The sequence below is a fragment of the Nostoc sp. 'Peltigera membranacea cyanobiont' 232 genome, from assembly GCF_002245985.1.
Classification (GTDB): Bacteria; Cyanobacteriota; Cyanobacteriia; order Cyanobacteriales; family Nostocaceae; genus Nostoc.
In genome coordinates this window covers 1-5,125 of the sequence record NZ_NOLK01000279.1, presented here as the reverse complement: position 1 = coordinate 5,125, position 5,125 = coordinate 1, and the positions used below count along the sequence as shown (strand labels likewise).

Genomic DNA, 5,125 nt, shown 5'->3' with positions numbered 1-5,125 from the left:
AGACTTTTACGCTTTAGGTAGAACTTTTGTTTACTTAGTCACAGGTATTTCTTTAATTGAAATCAAAATGGACGAGCAGACAGGAAGACTAATTTGGAGAGATAAAGCACTTCACATAGATAAATTTTTGGCTGATTTACTTGATGATATGATGGCTCCTTTTGTAGGGCAGCGCCCACAAAGTACTCAAATAATAATACAGCGTTTGGAGCGCTTACCTAGTAAATCAAAGCTTAATCGAGTAATTAAATCAAAGCCATTTCAAATTAGTGCGTTTGTATTAGGCTTAATGAGTATTGTTGGTTTGATATATGCATCTTTACCTCTAGTAGCAAAATATTATTTAGATTCCGGTAAAAAAGCTTATGCAGAAAATCAATTTGACCAAGCTGAGAACGATTTTCAAAAAGCAGTGAATTTGAATAATAGCTTAAAATACACAGTAGCAGATTATTTTTTGAATCAAGGTAAAGAAGCTTATAAAGAAAATAGGAATGCCGATGCGGAGAAAGACTTTCAAAGAGCAATAAAGTATGGACATAATTTAACTAACTCAGTCTCATTTTTTTACTTTGAGAAGGGTTTACAGCATCAAAATGAGCCTAAGATTGCTAGAAATAATTACGAACTAGCTATAAAATATAATCCTAAAGATGATAGTGCTTATAATAATTTAGCAATTGCATGTCAGCAGTTACATGACTACAATTGTGTTAACAAAACTTACGAGATAATTTTTAAATTAAAACCTAATAAATGGGAATCACATTACGGATTAGGTGATTTTTATGATAGACAGGGAGAATATGATTTAGCACAAAAGCAATATGAAATTGCTATCAGAAGTAGCGATCAAGCAATATTTGCTGTTGCAGGTTTAGCAAGATTGAAAAATAAAAAAGGGGATTACAATGCCGCAGCTACTTTAGCGTTAAGCGGGTTAAAAAAAACTAATAATAAAGAGTTGCAAGCATCGTTGTATAAAGATTTAGGATGGGCAAGGTTAATGCAAAATAAGTTAAATGAAGCGCAAAAATATTTAGAAAAAGCGACAAAGTTAGACAGTGAAAGAACAGATGCATATTGTTTACTATCTCAAATAGAAGAATCATTAGGCCAACTTAATTACGCCAGAGCTTATATAGATGCTTGTATATTGACTAAATCTAGCCTACCAGAAGTGTTTGTCTGGAGAGAAGAATTACTAGATCGCATACTTGACAAATGATAAGATGCTAAGACACTTTATGTTTGTCAAACAATGAAAAAGCTGATTTTTTTTGGAGGAATGTGCTGTTTAACTTCTCTAATACTAATTCATCTACCATTGCTAGCAAATGTACCGCTCATAAGAGTAAGAAGAAATCAGGTTCGTTGTGAGCCACCGTTAGGAAGGATAATAAGCAAAGGCGACAAACGATTTGAAGTAGGAAGTTTAATTTGTAAGGGAGATAAATTAGAACTTTTAAATGGTGGTTCTGTAGAATTCTTATGTTTTAGTTCGGGAAAATTTTTAAAATTACCTAGTGGGACTATTCCTCTTGATAAATGTGCCGAATCTGAACAAGCCTCATTTCCTTGCAATCCAAGCAACACTGATGGATGTCGCATACAAAAAGGAGGCACAGAAGGGAGCGATGAGCCGACAATTATTTCTCCTTACAGCACTTCAACATTGAATCCTCGACCGGAAATAACTTGGACTCCCGTTAAGGGTGCTACTTCTTACAAAGTCAAAGTCGAAAGTTACGAGTTTGGATGGGAAAAAATTGTAAATCAAACTCGGCTTGCCTACCCAAGTGATGAAAAGGAATTTCAACCGGGGAGCATATATACAATATATGTCTTTGCTTACAAAGATGGTAATGCTTTTAGCTATGACTCAACGCCTGTTAACCTATTGTCTGTAGTTTCACAAGAAGAAATTGCACAAAATATTAAACGCATTAAAGAATTAGGACTACCACCAGATGAAACTGTTCTTGATATAGACGCAATCTATGCGTCAGAAAATCTTTTAAATGAAACAATTGAGATGCTGAAGTCACAGACGGAGACCGCAACTCCTAGCCGAAATCCAACTCTTTACAGAGTACTGGGCGATCGCTATCTGAGGGCTTGGTTGCCAAACGAAGCTAAACGCCAATACACCAAGGCTTTTGAGGTAGCGAAAAGTAGTAATAATTCAAAAGAGTTACAAAAAGCGCAAGAAGGTTTGAAGATGGTGAAATTCTACAACCAACTTCCCACCAGGAGGAACGGGGCCCAGTAGTAAGATTTTTGATATTGGGGATTTGACAGTAACCTCAATTGTGCCTGACGTAGTGCCTCTGCTTTAGGTAAGCCATTATTCAACCCTTTATAAAATTCTTGCATAAGCAAAGCGGTAGAATTGGCATCCACGCGCCACAAAGTAGCGACAGTACTACGCGCACCTGCCTGGGCAGCTATCCCTGCAATGCCCATCGCTGATTGCTTGTTGCCTTTTGCAGTTTCACAGGCGCTGAGAACAAGTAACTCAATTGCATCTTGACTATTTTCAGTTTTACCTCTGATTAAGCTGTCAAAGTCTCTAATATTAATTAGTTTGTCATAGGCTACCAGTACTGTTTTGAGTGGGTCAGAACTGAATTGTCCGTGGGTAGTAATATGTACAATAGGAAAATTATTTTGAGTCAGTTCTTGTTTAAACCTTTTAAGGGTAAACTTATCGTCTAACAAGGCGACTGACGATTTAGTTTGTTTTTCAACATTTTCTACTTCTTGTTTAGATGGGGGCAAATTTTCCATGTTTTTAGGTGCATTTTTATCTATATAACTGGGGCTAATTTTTGATAGTCCAGCTATCAACGCTATCATCTGGTTTTCATGCAAGATTCTAGGTTGCCTTACCCTAGAACCTAGAGTTTCTGCAATACTATAATGCTCTATTAGATAATGTTTTCCATCATATAACAATGCCATTGGTAAGCTTTGAAAAGATTTATCTAAAGTGAATATTAGCGTACCTGATGAGGGTATATATGTTTTAATTGGTGTAATTAAATATTCATAAATTTTTTGAGAATAATGAGTAATAGCATTCTCATTGATGTTAATAAGTTTTTCGCCTTGTAATGCTTCTAAAAGCTGATTCACCTGAAATCGAACTAACTTAGAGTCAACAGAATTATGGTGAAGTGAGCCATCTGGAGACTGAACAATTATCTCTATAGTATCTTCTAAGTCAATAATATTAATTACAGATGGAACGTTCTTGAGATTTTGAAGCTGGTTCAAAGCAACAAGATCAAGCTTGCCACATCGAAGAAAGTTTTCTAAACGTGCTATTTGCAGTCCTTCATTTATCTGTATTACTTTCTTTAAATCAGGACTAGGAGATGCTAAGAGTAATCGCATATAATTGCGATAGGTCGGCTCCATTTCCTCCTAAAACGATAACTGTAAGTCTCCGTTACTTGACAAAAGACTATCACGAACTTGAGTCATGTTTGCGAGCGCAGCATTATAGTTCTGAATCGCTAACTCAGTTTTTCCCTGCTTTTGGTAAATGAGTCCTAACTGCTGCTGCCATTGGTAGGCGATATCCGAAGCCCGAATTGATTGAGCGAATCCTAAAGCCTTCTTAAAATATGCCTGTTTTTGTTCTGTTTGAGTTGATAATTTACCCAAAGTACCAAAACTATAGGATAACCATCGGATACTATTAATAGTTTCAGCCATTTTCAAGGCTAATTTACTATATCGAATCGCTATTGATTTCAATTGTTCATCTGGGATCTGGCTGAGGTTATTAGCAAAATTCAACCGAGCATGAATAGATGGCTCAGGTGATAACTCCAAAAAGGCAGAAGAATTGTCATCTATTTGATTTACCAATACTCTAATTTGTTGATTAACTTTCTGATGGAGGTTTGCTTGATTTGGTTGATTACTGAGCCATTTTTCCCAACTTATCAGTAAAGTTAAGTGATTCAAATGAGCTTGCAGTTTAGCTGATTTGGAGATATTTGGGATGTTTTCTAGTGTTTGGTAATACCAGAGTGATTTTTGCGCTTTTTGGGGAATAATGTTAGCAATCTGCTCTCGAAAAAGTGGTTCCTCTATCCAAGAAGATTTATCTTGCAATTGCTGATAAATTGACTGTTCGATATTACCCAGAGACAGATAAATCCCACTAATCTTTGATGAGGATACAAGTTTTGCCAGCGTTAATGTTTCTTGTAGAACTGTTTCAGATTCATTTAACTGACCTAAAATCCGCAAGACTTCTCCTAGATTCTGTAATCCAAGCAAGTTAACTGATGTTGGTTTTTGCTTACCGATTACTGCCGTCAGTTGCTCTTTTTGATCAATAGCAGGTTGCTGCAAAATCGGATCGCAAATGTCTAGAATTGTATTCAACTTTAAAGCTTCTAAAAGTGTATTGCAAGCTTGTTTGTGTAATCCTAATGCTTGGAAAGCAAGGTTTTGATTAATCAGGCTTTCCGTAATTCCCTCTCGATCGTTTAGTTGGCGATAAATTTTCGTAGATTCCTGCCAAGTTTTTAAAGCTTCATCCGCACGGTCTAGAGCTAATTGTTCGTGACCTGATGAAGTCAGGGATGCCGCTTGATTTTTGAGAAATTCTTTTTCTTTTTTTACAGTCTGGGCAGGGGAAGATGATTGAATTAAAATTAGAGACAGCCCTAGAATGCCTGAGAAAAGATATTTAAAGCAACATTGAGGTGAGATCATTTTTATATCTTTTTACCACTGAGATCCTGAAAAACAAGAACTTGCAGACAGTGAAGCATTATCCCAGGTTGGATTTGCTTGGTCTGTCGTCAAAACTAAATTACCTTGAGAATCCCGAATCAAAACGTTGGCTTCTATGACTTGTGTGGGTTGGTTACTGAAGAATAATTTGGGATTTTGTGAATTATTAAAAGCTGGAACTGGAAGAGAGTTACTGTCCTCAACATTGTTATACATCAGATTGTTAGGCTTAGATTGTAGGTAAGGATTCAGGTCTAATATTTAGGAAGCAGTGATGGGCGAGACAGATAACTATTAGAATTAGCCCGCAGTGCTTGTGCAAAAAAATCAATCACAGCTCTGCCTTGACGACGACAAGTTTGCACTA

At 36.4% G+C, this 5,125-nt stretch carries 4 protein-coding genes; 2 read left to right on the top strand and 2 right to left on the bottom strand.

Translation table 11 applies throughout. The annotated features are described in order from the left end of the window. Positions 1-1,228 (top strand): tetratricopeptide repeat protein (locus tag CDG79_RS38880; protein ID WP_143855727.1); only part of this gene is annotated, 1,228 nt, incomplete at its 5' end. Between the two features lie 33 nt (positions 1,229-1,261). After that, positions 1,262-2,272 carry a hypothetical protein gene (locus CDG79_RS38875; protein ID WP_223278621.1) on the top strand — a complete coding sequence of 337 codons (1,011 nt, stop codon included), beginning with the start codon at positions 1,262-1,264 and terminating at the stop codon, positions 2,270-2,272. Here the strand turns inward: CDG79_RS38875 and CDG79_RS44570 are convergent. After that, on the bottom strand, positions 2,233-3,423 hold the full coding sequence (locus CDG79_RS44570; protein WP_223278620.1) for a CHAT domain-containing protein: 1,191 nt from the start codon (positions 3,421-3,423) through the stop codon (positions 2,233-2,235). The two genes, CDG79_RS38875 and CDG79_RS44570, sit on opposite strands and share 40 nt — an antisense overlap. A 6-nt stretch (positions 3,424-3,429) precedes the next feature. Beyond that, complete coding sequence (locus CDG79_RS44565; protein ID WP_223278619.1) at positions 3,430-4,737, bottom strand: hypothetical protein; 1,308 nt, start codon at positions 4,735-4,737, stop codon at positions 3,430-3,432. Between the last annotated feature and the right edge of the window lie 388 nt (positions 4,738-5,125).

Excerpts from the sequence above, each read along its gene's own strand:
- CDG79_RS38875 (WP_223278621.1), top strand. The coding sequence starts at position 1,262 with ATGAAAAAGCTGATTTTTTTTGGAGGAATGTGCTGTTTAACTTCTCTA.
- CDG79_RS44570 (WP_223278620.1), bottom strand. The coding sequence starts at position 3,423 with ATGGAGCCGACCTATCGCAATTATATGCGATTACTCTTAGCATCTCCT.
- CDG79_RS44565 (WP_223278619.1), bottom strand. The coding sequence starts at position 4,737 with ATGATCTCACCTCAATGTTGCTTTAAATATCTTTTCTCAGGCATTCTA.